Origin of the sequence: Cohaesibacter marisflavi, assembly GCF_963665895.2 — a bacterium.
Classification (GTDB): Bacteria; Pseudomonadota; Alphaproteobacteria; order Rhizobiales; family Cohaesibacteraceae; genus Cohaesibacter; species Cohaesibacter marisflavi.
The window spans coordinates 2,833,307-2,851,226 of sequence record NZ_OY762534.1; the positions used below are offsets into that span (position 1 = coordinate 2,833,307).

The 17,920-nt window shown below is 54.9% G+C and carries 12 protein-coding genes and 1 pseudogene; 6 read left to right on the forward strand and 7 right to left on the reverse strand.

Annotated elements, in window-relative coordinates:
- Nucleotides 1–192: 192 nt before the first annotated feature.
- A complete protein-coding gene (locus tag ACKPCT_RS13905) occupies nt 193–1,011 on the forward strand; it encodes a sterol desaturase family protein (RefSeq protein WP_090070008.1) in 819 nt (272 codons plus the stop codon).
- Between the two features lie 58 nt (nt 1,012–1,069).
- Here ACKPCT_RS13905 and ACKPCT_RS13910 read toward each other — a convergent pair whose 3' ends face one another.
- On the reverse strand, nt 1,070–2,083 hold the full coding sequence (locus ACKPCT_RS13910) for a transporter substrate-binding domain-containing protein (RefSeq protein ID WP_319567178.1): 1,014 nt from the start codon (nt 2,081–2,083) through the stop codon (nt 1,070–1,072).
- A 148-nt stretch (nt 2,084–2,231) separates the two neighbouring features.
- On the opposite strand from ACKPCT_RS13910, the gene ACKPCT_RS13915 reads away from it, so the two are divergent.
- The 5 genes and pseudogenes from ACKPCT_RS13915 to ACKPCT_RS13935 all read left to right on the forward strand — a co-directional run bounded on the left by ACKPCT_RS13915 (nt 2,232) and on the right by ACKPCT_RS13935 (nt 9,996).
- On the forward strand, nt 2,232–5,378 hold the full coding sequence (locus ACKPCT_RS13915; protein ID WP_319567179.1) for a glycosyltransferase: 3,147 nt from the start codon (nt 2,232–2,234) through the stop codon (nt 5,376–5,378).
- A gap of 154 nt (nt 5,379–5,532) precedes the next feature.
- Complete coding sequence (gene recQ, locus ACKPCT_RS13920; protein WP_244544607.1) at nt 5,533–7,461, forward strand: DNA helicase RecQ; 1,929 nt, start codon at nt 5,533–5,535, stop codon at nt 7,459–7,461.
- A 116-nt stretch (nt 7,462–7,577) separates the two neighbouring features.
- A complete protein-coding gene (locus ACKPCT_RS13925) occupies nt 7,578–8,726 on the forward strand; it encodes a GGDEF domain-containing protein (protein WP_319567180.1) in 1,149 nt (382 codons plus the stop codon).
- Nucleotides 8,727–8,920: 194 nt separating this feature from the next.
- Nucleotides 8,921–9,543 (forward strand): annotated as a pseudogene (msrA, locus tag ACKPCT_RS13930) (peptide-methionine (S)-S-oxide reductase MsrA).
- 108 nt (nt 9,544–9,651) lie between these two features.
- The gene (locus ACKPCT_RS13935) at nt 9,652–9,996 is read left to right on the forward strand and encodes a Spx/MgsR family RNA polymerase-binding regulatory protein (RefSeq protein WP_090070437.1); all 345 of its coding nucleotides are present in this window, start codon (nt 9,652–9,654) and stop codon (nt 9,994–9,996) included.
- Here the strand turns inward: ACKPCT_RS13935 and ACKPCT_RS13940 are convergent.
- The 6 genes from ACKPCT_RS13940 to ACKPCT_RS13965 form a co-directional block, all read right to left on the reverse strand.
- Complete coding sequence (locus ACKPCT_RS13940) at nt 9,993–11,519, reverse strand: sensor domain-containing diguanylate cyclase (protein ID WP_090069994.1); 1,527 nt, start codon at nt 11,517–11,519, stop codon at nt 9,993–9,995. The two genes, ACKPCT_RS13935 and ACKPCT_RS13940, sit on opposite strands and share 4 nt — an antisense overlap.
- A 249-nt stretch (nt 11,520–11,768) precedes the next feature.
- The gene (locus ACKPCT_RS13945; protein WP_407652413.1) at nt 11,769–12,824 is read right to left on the reverse strand and encodes a cytochrome-c peroxidase; all 1,056 of its coding nucleotides are present in this window, start codon (nt 12,822–12,824) and stop codon (nt 11,769–11,771) included.
- 356 nt (nt 12,825–13,180) lie between these two features.
- The gene (locus tag ACKPCT_RS13950; RefSeq protein ID WP_319567182.1) at nt 13,181–14,413 is read right to left on the reverse strand and encodes a Zn-dependent hydrolase; all 1,233 of its coding nucleotides are present in this window, start codon (nt 14,411–14,413) and stop codon (nt 13,181–13,183) included.
- 36 nt (nt 14,414–14,449) lie between these two features.
- Nucleotides 14,450–16,291 (reverse strand): adenine deaminase, encoded by a 1,842-nt coding sequence (locus ACKPCT_RS13955; protein ID WP_319567183.1) that lies wholly within the window; start codon nt 16,289–16,291, stop codon nt 14,450–14,452.
- Nucleotides 16,288–16,875 (reverse strand): helix-turn-helix domain-containing protein, encoded by a 588-nt coding sequence (locus ACKPCT_RS13960; RefSeq protein WP_319567184.1) that lies wholly within the window; start codon nt 16,873–16,875, stop codon nt 16,288–16,290. Before ACKPCT_RS13960 ends, ACKPCT_RS13955 begins: the two co-directional genes overlap by 4 nt.
- A 96-nt stretch (nt 16,876–16,971) precedes the next feature.
- Nucleotides 16,972–17,919 carry an N-carbamoyl-D-amino-acid hydrolase gene (locus tag ACKPCT_RS13965; protein WP_319567185.1) on the reverse strand — a complete coding sequence of 316 codons (948 nt, stop codon included), beginning with the start codon at nt 17,917–17,919 and terminating at the stop codon, nt 16,972–16,974.
- Nucleotide 17,920 lies beyond the last annotated feature (1 nt).

Sequence of the window (17,920 nt, forward strand, 5' to 3'; positions counted from 1 at the left end):
AAAGGCAAAGGGAATCTGCAGATCCTCCCGCTTGTGCAGGAGCGCTTTTGGCGTCACGACAAAGTGAGAGGCTACGACCAACTTGCAATTTGCGCTAAGCTCTGCTTCTGGCTATAGATGCAGAAAAGCGAAACTATGTCCCGAGCCGACAGCAAGACCTATGGCAAGGCGGGTAGCATTTGAAGGTGCAAGATGGAGAATAATGATCTCTTTTCCCTTTTCGGGCTTGGCGAAAGCAGCCTGCGCCTTGGGGTATTCCTGTCTGTCTTTGTTATCATGGCACTGGCCGAATGGGCCCTGCCCAAGCGGGATCGCACCATGGGGCAGGGGCGGCGCTGGGTGACAAACTGGGGGATTGTCATTCTCGATAGCGTGGTGACGCGCCTTGTCATGCCGATCCTGCCCATCGGCGTGGCCATCTATGCTGCCGATCAGGGGTGGGGGCTTCTGAACTGGGTTTCGCTGCCTGCCTGGCTCTCCATTCTCATTGCCTTTCTTATTCTTGATTTTGCCATCTGGCTGCAGCATCTGCTCTCACACCGAATTCCGATATTCTGGAAACTGCACAAGGTGCATCATGTCGACCGGGATATCGATGTTTCGACAGCCTTGCGCTTTCATCCAATCGAGATCCTCTTGTCGCTTCTCTACAAGATTGTTTGGGTGTTGGTATTTGGCGCGCCGGCAATTGCCGTGTTCCTGTTTGAAGTGGTGCTCAATGCGGCGGCGCTGTTCAATCACGCCAATGTGCGCCTCCCCGAAAAAGTGGATCGGCTGTTGCGGCTGCTGGTGGTCACCCCGGATATGCATCGGGTGCATCATTCCAACCGGCCACGGGAAACCCACTCCAATTTCGGTTTCAATCTCTCCATCTGGGACAGGATGTTCCGCACCTATGTGGCCCAGCCACAGGACGGGCATGAGGGCATGACCATCGGTCTTGACCCGTATCAGGACGAGAAGCCAAACCAGTTTTTCTGGTCGCTACTGCTCCCCTTCTTCCGCCGCTAAATCAAGCTTGGTGCTTAGCTGATGAGCCAGCCTCAATAGCCAGCCTCAATAGCCAGTCTCAATAGGAAGCGTAAACATCAAAGGCGAAGTGCCGCGCATAGAGTTCGGCCAGACGTCCGCTCTGGGCGAGCTTTTGAAGGCCGAAATTGAGCAGATTGCCGATATCTGTCCGGCCAGCCTTGTAGGCGAAGGCCATGCCATCGCCGAAGAAATGATCGTCATAATAAGGCTCACCGGCAAAGCTGAAGATACCATTGCGCTGAGTGGCAATGGGCAGAAGCTGGAACGCATCGCCGAAGATCGCCACCACCTTGCCTTCTTCCAACAGCTCACGCGCTGCATGCAGATCGTTGACTGGCACTCGATTGACCCCATCGAAATAGGCGCGCAAAAAGGCCTCATGCGCAGAGCCACCGATAACGGCGACCGGTTTTCCTTGCAGGGCGTCCTTATCCGTCGACACCCCATCGTCTTTGAGAAGCAGAAAACGGCCGGGCCGCTTCAGGAACACATTTGAGAAAGTGACCCTGCCCTGTAATTCCGGATGGCGCACCAGACCGGCAAGCGCTGCGTCCGCCTCATCGCTTGCCAGCAGTTCAGGAATGGCATCAAACGGCACCACCTTCATGGTGCAGGCGATGTTGAGCTGCTCACAAAAAGCGCGTGCCAACTCCACATGATAGCCCACAGGAGCACCTGCTTTGTTGCGGTAGTTGAAGGGTGGGAAGTCCGGCGCGGTAAGAAGGCGCAGACCATTGTCCATCACCGTCTCGCTGGGTTGACGCAGGCGCTGGTGAATATCGATGAAGCCATAAAAATCTGCCTTGGCCCAATCCTCGCTGGTTACAGGCTCATCGCCCTCACCAGACCGGGGCGAGCGGGTTGCTTCCACATTCGTTGGTTGTTCAACGACGACCTCGCTCTGGCCCTCTTCTGTGAGCGTCTGAGCCAGACCATCCGTCACGGCCAATAGAAAAAGACAAAAGGCAGAGAGCACCGCCAAAAAGAATGTCCAGCTCAGCCCACCCCCCTGCGAAAGCCGGTCTTGGGTTGCAACTCCACCTGTCTGCATGCGGCAAATGCTCGCATTACGTACAATTTTAACAATTAACAGTGGATTTAATACGGTTGCACAATCCATTGATCACTCTTTTTGATCTAGTCTAAACAGATTATTTTTCGACATCTATTTGATATAAAATTATTGATCCACCTTTGTCATGAACTTTCTGAACAAAGCCCCAGATCCGGCAGCTCTTGAAGCAGCGGCTTTAGACCAAGCCGCCGTCGCCTATGATGAGCATGGCAGAGAATGGCGGGAAACACCACAGTCCGCAAAATCCGTTCAACCCGGTCTATCTTCTGAAGCCGAGTTTTCATCCCTTTTGCCGTTTCATCTTTCTATTCTGGATTCCTTACAGGTTTTCAAAAGTCCCTCCCTGCAACAGGCCCTCAAGAGTGCCGCGCAAACGGGCGATCCTCTGATCGAGCGCTGGACACGGGAGGGCAAACTGGATGAAACACTTTATTTTGCATGCGCGGCAAAGAGACTGGGGGTTCCCTTTGTCGCGCAGCCATCCACTTCTGGCCTCTACCCCCTGCCTGATAACTGGCCGCTAGAGAAACTGCGTGATCTATCGTGGATCTTGATCAGGCCATTTGCCAAGCTGGATCACGCGCCTCCTGTGGCCGACAGCCTCTATCTGTGCGCACCCCATGGCAAAGAGCTTGACGCTCTGGCTGAGAAAATGGCACTGGACCCGCAATTCAGGCAACGCGTGCGGATAACCACTCCGCGACAATTGCGGCGCCTGCAGCGAGCCTCCGCCTCAAAAGCGGCGATGGACCATCATGTGTTCCGACTCAAGCAGACAATGCCGGATCTGTCCGCGCACGGCAAGTTCAAGCCATTCCATTCCTATTATCTCGCAATTACTCTTATCGCCCTGATCGGCAGCAGCCTTGTCTTCTCGTCCATTGGCATCGGGATCAATCTGATTACCATCATGATCTTCCTGACAATGAGTATCTTGCGGCTCATATCCGTTTTCCGCTTGCCCCACACCCGCACAACGCAGGCAAGCCGCGTTATCTCTCTGCTTAATACCACCAAGAAAACCGAAGCGTCTTCAGACTGGCCAAGCTACTCGGTTTTTGTGCCACTCTTTCGGGAGGGACGCGTGGTTCCGGATTTGATCCAGTCGCTCTGCCGGTTGGATTATCCGCGCGACCGTCTCACCTGTTATCTCCTGCTGGAAGAAGAGGACGAGGAAACCAGAGCAGCACTTGCCAAGATCACGTTACCTGCCTTTATCGAACTGGTTGATATTCCCAAAGGCGGACCACAAACCAAGCCCAAGGCGCTCAATTATGCACTCTCCTTTGTGCAATCCGATCTCACTGTCATTTATGACGCAGAAGACAGGCCGGACCCGCACCAGTTGAAAATCGCTGCGCTGCATATGTTAAGCGGGCGCCCTTCCCTTGCCTGTCTGCAAGCCCAATTGGCCGTTGACAATGCGCGCACCAACTTTTTGACGCGTCAGTTTGCCGTGGAATATTCAGCGCTCTTTGATGGTCTTCTGCCCTTTCTGGCCTTTGACCGGCTGGTGGTGCCGCTGGGGGGCACGTCAAACCATTTCAAAACCCGCGTGTTGAAGCAGATCGGCGGCTGGGACCCCTATAATGTGACGGAAGATGCCGATCTTGGCTTGCGCCTTTCCCGCTTAGGCTATGACATCGAGACCATCAGAAGCGACACATGGGAGGAAGCGCCGGAAAGCTACGCTGTCTGGCTCAAGCAAAGGACACGCTGGTTCAAGGGCTGGATGCAGACATGGATCGTGCATATGCGCCGGCCTTGCTATCTTTATAGAAAATTGGGCAGCGACCGATTTTTCTCGTTCCATATCATGATCGGCAGCATGCTTTTGTCGACGCTTGTGCATCCGCTCTATTTTTTGACATTTGGCATATCCGCTTGGAATCTGGCCCTCTATGGCAGCCAGAACGGCTCGCTGTTTTTTGTCTTGCTGGCCATTAACAGCATCAATCTGGTACTGGGGTATGGCGGCGTCATGGTGCTGGGGCGCATATGGGCGGGCAAACGCTATGGCTTTGGCTGGCGGGCCATATTGGAAATGCCCCTCTATTGGCTTTTGATGACACCGGCGGCCTGGCGCGCGCTCTATCAACTGATACATGATCCGCATCATTGGGAGAAAACCGACCACGGCCTATCTTCAACACGCAGCCGTTTGCCCCATGCCAAGGTTAGCTCTGGTATAAAGCCATCCAATATGGCAATTTTTCCAAAACTTGGCAGCCATTTCAAACGGAGACCTTTTTCCATGCGCCGCGATCCCTCAACGCCAAAAGGCACCCTGCAAACCATCACTGTTTCTTCCAAAGCACTGGAAAACAATCTGCTGGGAGATAGCTGCGAACGCGAGGTTATCATCTACACGCCCCATGGCCATGATGGAGCGGGATTGCCCTTGCTGGTCGATCTCGTCGGCTTCACTGCTGGTGGACCTGCGCATGTGAACTGGAAGAATTTCGGCGAGAATGTGCCCGAACGGCTGGATCGGCTCATCGCTTCAGGAGAGATGCCCCCTGCCGTGGTGGCATTCCCCGATTGCTTCACCCGGCTTGGCGGCAATCAGTATGTCAATTCCGCAGCTTTGGGCAATTGGGAAGATTTCCTGATCGAAGACATGACACCGGCCATCGAAACACAGATCGGCTGTGGTGGATCGGGCAAGCGCGGACTGTTTGGCAAATCATCCGGCGGCTATGGCTCTATCCTTCATGCCATGAAACATGCCGATTTCTGGTCGGCTGCGGCCTGCCTCTCCGGCGATATGGCCTTCGAGCTTTGCTATCTGCCCGATATGCCGAACCTGCTGCGCGCGCTGGCCAAGAAGAACAATTCCATCGAGCGGTTCCTGACCGAATTTGAAGAAGGTCCGAAATATGACGGTAAGGACATCCATGCTTTGATGACACTCGCCATGGCTGCTAGCTATGATCCTGATCCGGACTCCTATTTCGGCATCCGGCTGCCGGTCAATATGCATGATTGCTCTCTCATCCAAGAGCGCTGGGCAAACTGGCTGGAATGGGATCCTGTGGTTCTGGCCGATCAGCCCGCGGTGATTGCCAATCTCAAGTCCATGAAGGGCCTTTGGCTCGAATGTGGCTATGTTGACCAGTATAATCTGCTTTACGGCGCCCGCCGCTTGCACAGCAAGCTGGAAGCCGCTGGCGTTGACCACGTTTATGAGGAATTCCCCGACAACCATTCCTCCATCGATTATCGCATGGATGTCTGCCTGCCCTATCTGGTGCGGGCTCTTGAGGAATAGGACAGAGAAACCGGGTTGAGGGGCTCGCCCCCTCCCCTTTATGAGGAACGCTCTTCACAGCATCGCGGCAAGCGCAACAATTCGGTTTACCAAAGCGCTGCAAATCAGATACGGTCCCGTTAACCCTTTCTTCAACTGAAAATTCAGCGCCTTTATGCCTCCTCCAGCCCAGCCTCTTCTCGCCAGTGATGTCGAACCGCTTGAGCAAGACCTTATTGCTGCGACACAGGCCATGCCTATGGATAGCGAAGCCAGTCCGGGCGAGCGCGCGCTGGAGATGCTCAAGACCGTTTATGGTTACGACCAGTTTCGTGGCAGACAAGCCGAAGTGATCGATAGCCTGCTGGAAGGCAAAAGCACGCTTGCAGTCATGCCGACGGGGATGGGCAAGAGTGTCTGCTTCCAGATCCCTGCCCTGCTGTTTGGTGGCCTGACGCTGGTCATCTCGCCTCTGGTAGCCCTGATGGAAGATCAGGTGATGGCGCTCAAGCTTCTGGGCATCGCAGCTGACAGCATCAACAGTTCCCGCTCGCGCGAAGAGAATGTCTCCGTCTGGCGACGCGTGGCTGCCGGTGAGGTGAGCCTGCTCTATATTGCGCCGGAACGGCTGATGACCGAACGCATGCTTGCGGCACTTGCCAAGCTGCCTATCCGCCTAATCGCGATTGATGAAGCCCACTGCATTTCGCGCTGGGGGCCAAGTTTCCGCCCTGATTATGAAGGGCTGACACGGCTGACGGATTTCTTCCCCGGAGCGCCCATTGCGGCCCTTACGGCAACGGCTGACGAAGCGACGCGCGAAGACATCGCCGAAAAACTCTTCCCGCGCACGCTTGATGGCCAGCGCGACGGCAAGGTCATTGTTTCCGGTTTCGATCGCCCCAACATCCGCCTGTCGGTTCAGCTCCGCAAGGACTGGAAAAAGCAATTGCTGGAATTTGTCGAGGCACGGGCCGAGCAATCAGGCATCGTCTATTGCCTCTCGCGCCGCAAGACCGAGGAAGCTGCCGAGTTTCTAAAGGAGCACGGCATCAAGGCCTTTGCCTATCATGCGGGCATGGATAGCAGCATACGGGCCGCTCATCAGGCCCTGTTCATGCGGGAATCAGGAACCGTGATGGTGGCCACCATCGCCTTTGGCATGGGTATCGACAAGCCCGATGTACGCTATGTGTTTCACACCAATCTGCCTTCGAATATGGAAGCCTATTCCCAGGAGATCGGGCGTGCAGGCCGCGATGGCGAACCCTCCGAGGCCATGATGCTTTATGGGCTTGATGATATCCGCATGCGCCGCAGTTTCATCGACAACGAAGGGGGCGACGAGGATCATCTCGCCCGCGAGCACAAGCGACTTGATGCGCTGATCGCCTATTGTGAAGCGCCAACCTGTCGTCGGCAATCGCTGCTGTCCTATTTCGGCGAGACGATTGAGCCCTGCAACAATTGCGACGTCTGCCTTGACCCACCCGAACTGAAAGAAGGCACGGCTGAAGCACTAAGCCTTATCGATGTAGCCGAGCAGACGGGCGAGATATTCGGCGCAGTGCAGCTGATCGACATTCTGCGTGGGCTCACCCATGAGAAGATCAAGAAATATAATCACCATACGCTTCCCTGCCATGGCTCCGGCAAAGGCACATCCAAGGAAGACTGGCGCGCCATTCTGCGTCAGATGGTGGCAGCCAATATGCTCAGGCTCGACATTCAGGGCCATGGGGCTCTCAAACTGACCGCCAAATCGGAAGCGCTGAAAAAGGGGGACATCCGCTTTTCCTATCGCACCGACGTCATGGCACCAAGTGAGCTCAGTCGGCCCAAGCGCACCAAATCCAGCCTGCCGGAGCTGGATGCGGCGGACAAGGATCTCTATGAAGCACTCCGTGCCGCCCGCTCGGACTTGGCTCGCGAGCATAAAGTGCCCGCCTATGTGATTTTCACGGACAAGACGCTGGCCGAAATGGCCATCCACAAGCCAACGACCCGCCCTGATTTTTTGCTCATTCACGGTGTCGGCAGTTCAAAACAACGAAAATTCGCAGATTCCTTTATCGACGTTATCGAGGCGTGGCTGAATATATAGCCGCTCTATAAGGCACTCTAATTCAGCTATATATATTGTTAATAGTTACAGTGGTAATATTCTGCGGAATTGGCCGTAAATTTACGGTCTCGCGGCACGCAGTGTATAGAGTGAACATGCCAAACAACCTTGACCTTGCGACGGTAATCCTACTGCAGAAAACCGCCTACATTGTTGGCGTGGTTACCTTTGTTTATCTGTGGCTTACCTCTTCGAAGCAAGCTTCCCTCATTCTTTTAGCCATCGGCTTCGCCATTATGGCTGTGGGCTCTACGTTGGCCGGCATAGGCGAATGGGGGAGAATATCGGAAAGAATGTGGCAGCTGGGTAGCCTCTCACTCGGCCTGTGGGGCTACGCCTTTATCTGGATGGGACAAAAGGCATTGAGCCAGCGACGGTTCACTCGGTTGAGCATGCTTTCGCTTGCCCCGGCAACTCTCATCATCATCGTTGCGATTGTTACCCATTTTGAAGAGGTCAATGCCTACCGCGCGGCAACCTTCAATCTGGTGGCCGCGACGGCTTTCCTTGCCAGTGCTGTGCAATATGTCATCGACTTCAAGAACGACCCTCTGCGCTCACGGCAAATGATGATTGCGATCAATGGTCTCGCCGGATTGCTCGCGCTTGCAGCCGGGCTCGGCTTTATCGATCCGCGCCTGATGCTTCTCACTCCGCTGTCCGTCTTCTTCTTTGTTATTGTGCTTAACTTTACGCTGGTGCTCTTCACCGCAGTGATGATTTCGGACAGGGCCCATACGAAGCTAAGGCGGCAGGCGGACACCGATCACCTCACAGGCATCTCCAATCGTCGGTCCTTTTTCATGCATTTCATCGCGACTCCCAATCCCGGAGACGTGGTGCTGCTGCTCGACCTTGATCATTTCAAAAAGGTCAATGACCGCTTCGGGCATATTGCTGGTGATGTGGTGCTCAAGACTGTAGCGAGCCGGATCAAACATTGCATGCGCTCACAAGATCTACTGGCGCGGTATGGTGGCGAAGAGTTCATCGTGCTGTTGCCAAACACAGGCGCACAGCAGGCTGAAGTCGTTTGTGAACGTATTCGCCACGCCATTGGCTCCGAGCCCATAGTCTCTGGCGATGAAACAATCTCCATTACGGTGAGCATCGGCGCCGCGATTGCCGATCAGCAATGCGAAACACTGCAAGAATTGATCAATGCTGCCGACAAGAAGCTCTATGAGGCCAAGCATCAGGGCCGAGACCGTGTTGAAATTGAAGACTTCAAGGTTGCGGCCTGACCCGGCTTCCTGACAAATTTGCGCCATGAGTCAGACACAGCTCCATCACATCCTCTCAAACTCCCGTGAGACGGCCCATTGCGGCGAGACATTGCCGCAATCTGCTGCCACACTGGTATGAACAGGGCTTTTCCTTGCCGTTCGGGCGGAAGGCCCCCAGGGCCTATCCCGTCTCACGTCTTCGGAGGAATATGATGTTTGCTCACCTTTTCAAGTCCGCCCTGCTCGCCTTGTGTGTGATCGCAGCCCCAACTCTAGGTCAAGCGCAGCAGGCGCCCAAGACCGCCATTTTTGCTGGCGGTGCTTCTGGTGCGTGGAGAGCGATTTTGACCATGTGCCCGGCGTGCTGGAAACAGTGTCTGGCTATTCGGGCGGAAGCACGACCGACAATGTGACCTACAAGAACCACAGCGCAGCAGGCCACCGCGAAGTTGTGCGCATCACTTATGACAGCAACAAGGTCAGCTATGACAAGCTGCTGGACATTTTCTGGCGCTCGGTTGATCCGACGGATGGAGGTGGCCAGTTCTGCGACCGCGGCCATAGCTACACCACCGCTATCTATACACTTGATAGCGAACAGGCCAAAATCGCAGAAGCGTCGAAGAAAGCGCTGGAGGAAAGCGGGAAGCTTGGAGCTCCGATTGCAACGGAAATCAGTCCCGCAGCACCATTTTTTGCCGCCGAGGACTATCATCAGGACTATTATAACAAGAACCCCATTCGCTACACCTATTATCGCTTTGCCTGCGGCCGCGATGCACGGATAGAAGAGCTTTGGGGCGATGAAGCTATGATGGGTATCGAGAAGAAATAGCATCACCCTGTCGCAAAGTCCGAATAGTCCTTTCTTCTTGTTCAGGCTTTGCCTAGGCTCTGGCCGACGACTGATTGATTCCCTCCTTGGCAGAAGGATATGGACACCATGAAGCTATTCGGTATCAAGACATGCGACACCTGCCGCAAGGCGCTCAAAGCACTGGAAAACGCCGGCAGGCCGGTATCGTTTATGGATCTTCGCAGCGGCGATTTTACTGGCGAAGATCTGGATCGTTGGCTTTCTGTTTTGGGCTGGGAGGCGCTGCTCAATCGACGCTCCACATCTTGGCGCGCGCTGGATGACACAGAGAAACAGGATCTGGATGGAGGCAAGGCGCGCGCGCTGATGCTCGCCTCCCCCACACTCATCAAGCGTCCTGTCATTGAAACGGCGGACACCATCATCGTCGGCTTTGGCAAGGCACAGCAGGACGCTCTTCTCAAGAGCTAACCGGTTTTGGCGAGCAGGGCCTTGAGCTGTTGAATGCGCCGGCCTTCCTCCTCGGGATCGGAGCGCGGGGTTGCCTTTTCCTGCTGCGAAACGAATGTAACCCGTCCTCGGCCATTTTGCTTTGAAATATAGAGTGCTTCGTCGGCACGGCGCAAAATGGCTTTCACTGTAAAGGCATCCTCGGGCCAGCGTGCCACGCCAATCGACGCGCCAACTTCAGCAACACCACCGGGCACAGGAACCGGAATGTTCACGGCAACGATGAGATCCTCGCACAAACATTCCAACTTATCCTGCTCCAGATGATCATAAAGCAGAATGCCGAATTCATCGCCCCCTACCCGCGACGCCATGCCCGATGAGCCCAGACGCTCCGAGATACGCTCAGAGACGGTAGACAGAACCATATCACCCGCCTGATGCCCATAATTGTCATTGACGGCTTTAAAGCGATCCAGATCAAGGCTGATGATGGCACACCGCTTCTGTTTTCTCTGCAGGATCGTTTCTTCCAGCTCCCGATCAAAGAACAGGCGGTTGGGCAACCCCGTCAAGGCATCATGAAGCGCCAGAAACCGGTTCTGTTCCTCGCTTTTCTGCAGCGCGCGCAGCATAAAGCTGAACCGCCACGCGATGGCAACAAGCGCAAGCGCGGTGATGAAGAAAGGAACAGCCAGAACTGGCAGTGTCTGCTGCCAAATGGCTCTTGAAGGATCGTCTGGCGTCCAACGAGCGTGGGCGATACGCCCATCGGGCAAGGTAACAAGCGGTAAATATCCGATTTCATTTTTCACGCTATCGAGATAGTCGAAATGAAAGTCTTCAACAACCAGTTTTTCACTGGCTGCCGCAATGTAATCCTTGTTGATCTGCTTGACTGTAAATAGCACATCCGGTTCATAGTTACCCAACTCAACGGCCCGGTTTGGCGCGACAGCCTGAGCGATAACATAGGACAGGCGACCATTGACGGGGCGAATGGACCAAGCGAAGCGTCCTTCCTCAGGACCAGCCAGAATGTCCTTGAGCAATTGAGCTGCCGGCATGGGCTTGTCTGTGGTGAATTCCTTTTGGAATTTCGCCCGCGCTTCTTCTACCAGATCAATATTTTCCTCAATGATATATTCACCCTGCCCCGCCTTGAGCCGCGTCTCTTTGAGAACTGCCACTTTGGTTTTGTTGGCCGGGGTAACCACATAGGTCATCAGAATGCCGAAGTCCCCCCACAGCCAGTCAGTGATATTGTCAAAGACAAACTCGTCATCAATCTCTCCCATGAAGGCATCATAGGAGGCATCCCAATCGGAAATCTGCGATTGGGCATGGGCAAACAGGATCAGGAAATTATTCAGCTCGTGCTCAACAAGCTTGCGCTCCTGTTGATGACGCACTGTATTGGCGATTTCGCCAGAGCGGTTCAGCAAAAAGACATTGGAGAAGGTCAGGGCGAGAAAAACGCCAACACAGGCCACAATGACAATGGCCCCAAAATTCACTTTCTGACGACCTGAAGCGACACCCATAAATCATCCCTTGCTTTGATAATGGCTGTTAATTCTATTTAGAATGCCTAAAGGGCGGGTTATAGATCGTAGTTAATATAGTATTTAAGAAACAATAAATCCTTTAATTCACATTTTTCTCGTTACATCCAAACTCAGTTTGGAAAACATCAGATACATCCACAACCCTTAAGTGGTATAAATATAAAATAACCTTCCCGAAATACTCCGGAAAGGTCAGATTATTACTGCAAACGCACTAAAACTGAGTTATTTTACAACCATCAACTCTGGCTTTGGCGTTTCAGATGTTTCAACCGGAAGAATTGGATAACTTACTCTTGGCTGTTCTCCGGTTAGCGTTTTCAAGAAGGCCGTGATCTTCTTGATCTCGTCATCAGACAAATCCTCACCCAACTGGCTTGTCCCCATAATGGCGACAGCCTGTTCAAGATCCCAAACCTTGCCGGAATGAAAATAAGGTGCGGTCAACTCGATATTGCGCAACGGTCCAGCGCGAAAAACATATTCCTCATCGGCTGTCTGTGTCACAGCAAAGCGGCCCTTGTCACCTGCGGGCAGAACGTCTGCCCCCGGTTTTTCGACAACTCCAAACGGATAGTAGCCTTCGCCTCCGAGATTGACCCCTGCATGGCAGGAAGCGCAGCCCGTATCGATGAAGAGCTGCAGACCGGCCTGCTCCTCCTCATTCATCACCTTTGTGTTTCCTTCCAGAAACTGGTCAAAGCGTGAATAGGGCGTAATCAGGGTTGCTTCGAAGGCTTCGATGGCCTTGGCCATATTGTCGAAACTGATCGGGCTGTCTTCTCCCGGGAATGCCTTGGCAAACGCGACTTCATAAGCAGGCATGCTTTTAAGCGTTGCTTCGACACGAGCTGGCGTGGAGGCCATTTCAACACCGGCTTGCACCGGCCCCTTGGCCTGAGCCTTGAGATCTTCGGCACGGCCATCCCAGAATTGGGCGATGTTGAACACGGCATTCAGCACGGTGGGTGCATTGCGTGGTCCCTTCTGCCAACCGTGACCGATCGATGTTTCCAAATTATCGTCGCCCCCCATGCCCAGATTGTGACAAGTATTGCAAGAAATCAGGGCCGATGAGGAGAGACGCGGATCGAAAAAGAGCATTTTGCCCAATTCAATCTTGTCACCCGTTACGGCGTTGTTCTTCACTGAAGGAACAACAGACGGGATCGGTTCGAAATAGTCTTTTGCTTCTTCCAACAGATCGTTGGACAATGCAACTGTCGGCACTGCCAGGAAAACAGCGCAGGCAAGCATTGCCCTTAGGCTTTTTGTGGTCATAAGGTCCTCCCAGTCGGTTATGACACGCCTATTCTAGCGGGAGGGAAACTTTGTCGCATTGTGTCAGGCAATGGACTTATGATATTAGAATAGCTATAAACAAGACATGTTTGCAGGCGACTTTTTCAGTCGACGGGTATTTTTGCGCGAAATTCAATTTTGTTTTTGCGCTGCGGTTTTCTTTGTCCGCTTTTTCTTAAACCGCGCTGAAAAACCTCAAAATGCCCCGCTTGAAGCCTGAAGCCCCCCCAATCTTTCCCCAACCCGATGAAATTTATTTCTTGGCATTTCGCTTAATGAATTACGCGAAACACTCCCATCTCTGGCTCCGCAACAAAGGATCATGGTTGATCGGCTTAGCCTGCGACCTTCAACACCGAGTGAAGCAGCACATCGGCACCGGCAGCGGCCCATTCAGGCGAAATGGATTCGGCCTCATTGTGTGACAGGCCATCGACACAGGGACACATGATCATCGCTGCGGGAGCCACTTCGGCAATCCAGCAGGCATCATGACCTGAGCCGGACACCATATCCATATGCTCATGCCCTAACCCCTCGGCGGAGGTCCGCACGATATCCACCAGCTCTGGTGCAAAGGTGACCGGATCAAAAGAGCCGACCTCTTCCACCGCACAGCCAACACCCAGGTCAGCGCAGATTTTTTCCGCTCTTTGCCAGATGGTGTCATACATGCGTTGCAGCTTGGCAGCATCCACAGTGCGGATATCGATGGTGAAGAGCACAGTCGACGGTAGCACGTTGGGGGAACATGGGTCATAGACCATCTTGCCGATCCCGGCCACGGCGTTCGGCTGCTCGGCCATTGCGACTTCCTGCACCACTTCGGTGATACGGGCTGCAGCGAGGCCCGCATTGATGCGCATATGCATCGGCGTCGAGCCGGTATGCACCGCTTTGCCAGCGAGAGTATATTGCGGGCGCTTCATGCCCTGACAATGGGTGATGACACCGATTTCCTTGCCCGCAGCTTCCAGCACCGGCCCCTGCTCGATATGCAGCTCGAAATAGGATTTCATCTTGCGGTTTCCGGGGGCTTCATCCCCCGCCCAGCCGATGCGCTTTAATTCATCGCCGAAGCGTTTGCCATCCATATCTTCGCGCCCATAGGCAAAGGCCTGATCCTGCTTGCCGATGAAGGTGCCCGAGCCAAGCATGGCCGGATGGAAGCGTGCGCCTTCTTCGTTGGACCAGTTGACCACCACGATCGGGTGTCTGGTCTTGATGTCGGCGTCATTAAGCGTGCGCACCAGTTCAAGCCCGGCCAACACCCCGAGTACACCGTCATAACGGCCCCCTGCAGGAACGGTATCCAGATGAGAGCCAAGATAAACGGGCAAGGCGTCGGGGTCAGTTCCCGGTCGCATCATGAACATGTTGCCGACTGTATCGACAGCCATCGTCAGGCCAGCCTGTTTGCACCAATCGGCAAACAGGGTTCGGGCCTCGCCATCTGCGTCCGTCACGGCCTGGCGATTATTGCCGCCTGCCACACCGGGGCCGATTTTGGCCAGGTCTTCAAGGCTCTGCCACAGGCGGTCGGAATTGATATGAAGGTTACTTGTCATAGTCTCTTGCTTCTTGCTCGTTCGCTGCGCACCCGATTACCAGACCACCGGATGGGTTTCACCGGTCGCAACATTGACGAGCCCCTCCGGGATGCCCTCAGCGGGAGCAACCAGCACCCAGCGCCATGGAGCACAGGTAAGGGTGGCAAAGGCTAACCGCTCGGGGAAACCAGCCCACCAGCGCGGCGAAGAGGAGGGTTCGAACATCCAGTCAATCTTTGCGCCTTCCGCATAGAGCTTTTGCATGTCCGCATCCAGCATTTCTGCGGAGCGGGAGGACATCAGCCCGGCCACCTCATAGCGCACGGTGGCAACGACCTTGTTGTCCCGCACCAGAGCCCAGCCGCCACCGATTTCTGACAAGGCATTGACGGCCATGGCCATCGCTTCATCGGACGAGCCAACGCACCAGACATTATGCTTGTCATGCGCCAGAGAGCTGGCAAGCGCGCAATCGGGCGTGCTCGGCCCAGTGCCTGCCCAGAACATTTTCGAGAGGGATTTTGTGCCGGAGAACCGGTCAACAATGGCAAATTTGGTGATGTTGCGGCTGACATCCCGCTGAACCAAACCGTCTTTCACCGGCAGCTCATAGGTGAGGAAGTCCTCCTCCCAATGGAACGGGCGCAGCACCGCCGCTGACATCGTTTCCCGTCCGGCCTTCGCGGGAATGGCAAAATCCGCAGCGCTGAGTGTGCCGCCGACTTGCACCGTGTTGCGCGCCCAGTCCGGCCAGTTGATTTCGGGCACAGGGTCAGTGAAGCGCTTGCCTTCAGAGACCTGCCGTCCATCGGCCCAGACTTCAGCGATCTCGAAGCTTTCCAGATCGGAGAGCAGCACGATATCGGCAAAACGCCCCGGCGTAAGAGAGCCCACCCATGGGGTGAGCCGCATGTGGCGCGCCGGGTTGATGGTCACGCACTGAATGGCGATTTCCGGCTTCAGGCCAGATTGGATAGCGAGACGAACATTGTAATCGGTTGCGCCTTTTTCCAGTGTTTCCGAGGCCGAACGGTCATCGGTGGTAAAGGCAATCTGGGACCAGTCTTCAAGCCCCTTTTCGATAAGGCCCTGCAAGACCTCCGGCATGGAATGGGGGCGCAATTCGATGAACAGACCGTGGGTCAGCTTGTCCCAGAATTCCTCAGCGGTCCATGCTTCATGGTCCGAAGCAAGGCCTGCTGCGGCAAAGGCATTGATGGTGGGCAGGTCCTTGAGGCCTGCTGCATGACCTTCGACCACGCCACGGGCTTCAAAGGTTGCTTCGATCATACCCCAGAGCCGCTTGTGAGAGGCGTTTTCCGGGTTCCAGACGGCTGGCCAGTCCATGACTTCGTCCAAGCCCGCCACCATCATGGAATTGCCGATGAAGTCTTTCTGCTCGTCATAGCCCAGATATCCGCCGCCATGTTCATAGGCGGTGGGGGGCACAGCAGAGCCGGGAAGAGGGAAAATCTTGAGGGGTGAACCCTGCTTGCGGGCTTCAAGCCAGAATTCCACGGTGCGCGACCCGCGCACGTTGGAGAATTCGTGGCTGGCTTCGCAGGTCCATGTATTGCCACGAGGCAACACGAGGGCGGCTTCCCACTCCGGCGTCAAATGCGAGCTTTCAATATGCTTATGCACTTCGCCAAGCCCCGGAATGGCCATCAGGTCAGGGCGTTTGACGATGGTTTCGCAAGCCCCTGTCCACGAGCCAATAGGACCGACATAGGCGATCCGGTCGCCCTTGATGACGATTTCCTGTGCGCTCGACCATGTGCGCGTGGCGGTGTCGAGCAGCTTGCCCACATGCAGCACAAGATCGGCAGGCGCTTTGCCCAGCGCAACGAGGGTCAGCTGCTGGCGGATTTGAACTTCGGATTTTGCTGTGATCATTTTTTATCCAGATTTTTTGTCAGCAGGTCAACGGTATCGGCAGAGCAAATGGACAGGATGCGCCCTGTCTTGGGGCCCACAGCATAGAAGCTATGGGTCTGGGCTGCATCGAAATAGACCGAGTCGCCGGTCGACATCAGCGTCGGCGCATAAGGGTCCATCTCGAAAATGACATCCCCTTCAAGCACATAGACGAACTCTTCGCCCGAATGGGCGCTTTGCGGAGCCGGATGTCCGCTGACGCGTGGATTGACCTCGATGACCATGGGCTGGAGCAGCTTGGCCGCCAGCTCGGTCGAGAGCAATTCATAGAGCCCCATGTCATTGGAGAGCTTCTTGCCCTCCCCTGCCCGACTGATGGTGCGTGCCGCGCCAACACAGCGCTGCTTGGGGGCTTCTGCTCCCACCAGCTCGGCAAAATCGACATCAAGGCCGGAGGCCAGACGGGTCAGAACGCTATAGGCCGGTTGGCTCTGACCATTTTCGATTTTCGACAAAGAGGAGATGGAAACACCAGTCCGCTTGGACATTTCAGCCAAGGTCCAACCATTCTTCTTACGCAAGTCCGAGATGATCTGGGACACGGAAGATTGTCTCTCCTCCGGTTTCACAAATGACATGTCTTGGTCCACGGACACGGTTCTATCCCCTTTGTGTCGGCTCATGAGAGCCATCCTTGATCAGGCCTCGTCATCATCGCTGATGATCGGTCCCTTGGTCTGGGTGATGATACCATAATGCTTTGGCTCGCGATGGCGCGCAAAGTCGAAGATGGTCCGGCGGTAGAGCGCAGCCATATCAAGGTCGCACCGCGCAGTGATCACCTCGTCGCCCGTGCCCAGAGCCATGGCAGCAATCTGACCGGAAGGCGCAACGATCATCGACTGCCCGATCATGTTGGAGCCTTCTTCCAAACCAGCCTTGGCGGTTGCCACAACCCAGGTGGAATTCTGGTAGGCACCGGCCTGAATGGAGAGCTGATTGTGGAATTCCGTCAGGCTGTCAAAATCATAGACGCCGGTGTGGTCAATGGGAGTGTTATAGCCCACAAGGATCATTTCCGCGCCTTTCAAGGCCATCACGCGGTAGGTTTCCGACCAGCGCCGGTCATTGCAGATGCACATGCCGATGCGGGTGCCCATGGTCTTCCAGACCTTGAAGCCATAATTGCCCGGCTTGAAGAAATATTTCTCCAGATGCTGAGCTTCCAGATCGGCTTGCGGCTCGTCCCAACCGGGCAAATGAACCTTGCGATATTTGCCGACAAGTGTGCCAGCCCGATCCACCAATATGGCAGTGTTGTAATGGTTGGTCTCTCCGTCTTCGACGGCGATTTCGGCATAGCCGAGATAGAAGCCAATACCAAGCCGCTTGGCGGCATCGAACAGGGGCTGGGTTTCCGGCCCCGGCATCTGCTTTTCATAGAAGGCATCGATTTCTTCCCTGTCAGTCAGGTGCCAGCGGGGAAAGAAAGTGGTCAGCGCCAGTTCGGGGAAGACAACCAGCTCAGCGCCCCGGCTCCCAGCTTCTTCCAGCAAGGCAATGAGGCGCTTGACGACAGACTTGCGGTCATCACTGCGCTGGATTGGCCCCAGCTGTGCGGCGGCGGCAACAATGGAACGGGACATA

Bases quoted from the DNA above. Each gene is read 5' to 3' on its own strand.
- ACKPCT_RS13965 (WP_319567185.1), bottom strand. From the start codon at position 17,919: ATGTCCCGTTCCATTGTTGCCGCCGCCGCACAGCTGGGGCCAATCCAG.
- ACKPCT_RS13915 (WP_319567179.1), top strand. From the start codon at position 2,232: ATGAACTTTCTGAACAAAGCCCCAGATCCGGCAGCTCTTGAAGCAGCG.
- ACKPCT_RS13940 (WP_090069994.1), bottom strand. From the start codon at position 11,519: ATGGGTGTCGCTTCAGGTCGTCAGAAAGTGAATTTTGGGGCCATTGTC.
- ACKPCT_RS13905 (WP_090070008.1), top strand. From the start codon at position 193: ATGGAGAATAATGATCTCTTTTCCCTTTTCGGGCTTGGCGAAAGCAGC.
- recQ (WP_244544607.1), top strand. From the start codon at position 5,533: ATGCCTCCTCCAGCCCAGCCTCTTCTCGCCAGTGATGTCGAACCGCTT.
- ACKPCT_RS13910 (WP_319567178.1), bottom strand. From the start codon at position 2,083: ATGCAGACAGGTGGAGTTGCAACCCAAGACCGGCTTTCGCAGGGGGGT.
- ACKPCT_RS13950 (WP_319567182.1), bottom strand. From the start codon at position 14,413: ATGACAAGTAACCTTCATATCAATTCCGACCGCCTGTGGCAGAGCCTT.
- ACKPCT_RS13945 (WP_407652413.1), bottom strand. From the start codon at position 12,824: ATGACCACAAAAAGCCTAAGGGCAATGCTTGCCTGCGCTGTTTTCCTG.
- ACKPCT_RS13925 (WP_319567180.1), top strand. From the start codon at position 7,578: ATGCCAAACAACCTTGACCTTGCGACGGTAATCCTACTGCAGAAAACC.
- ACKPCT_RS13955 (WP_319567183.1), bottom strand. From the start codon at position 16,291: ATGATCACAGCAAAATCCGAAGTTCAAATCCGCCAGCAGCTGACCCTC.
- ACKPCT_RS13935 (WP_090070437.1), top strand. From the start codon at position 9,652: ATGAAGCTATTCGGTATCAAGACATGCGACACCTGCCGCAAGGCGCTC.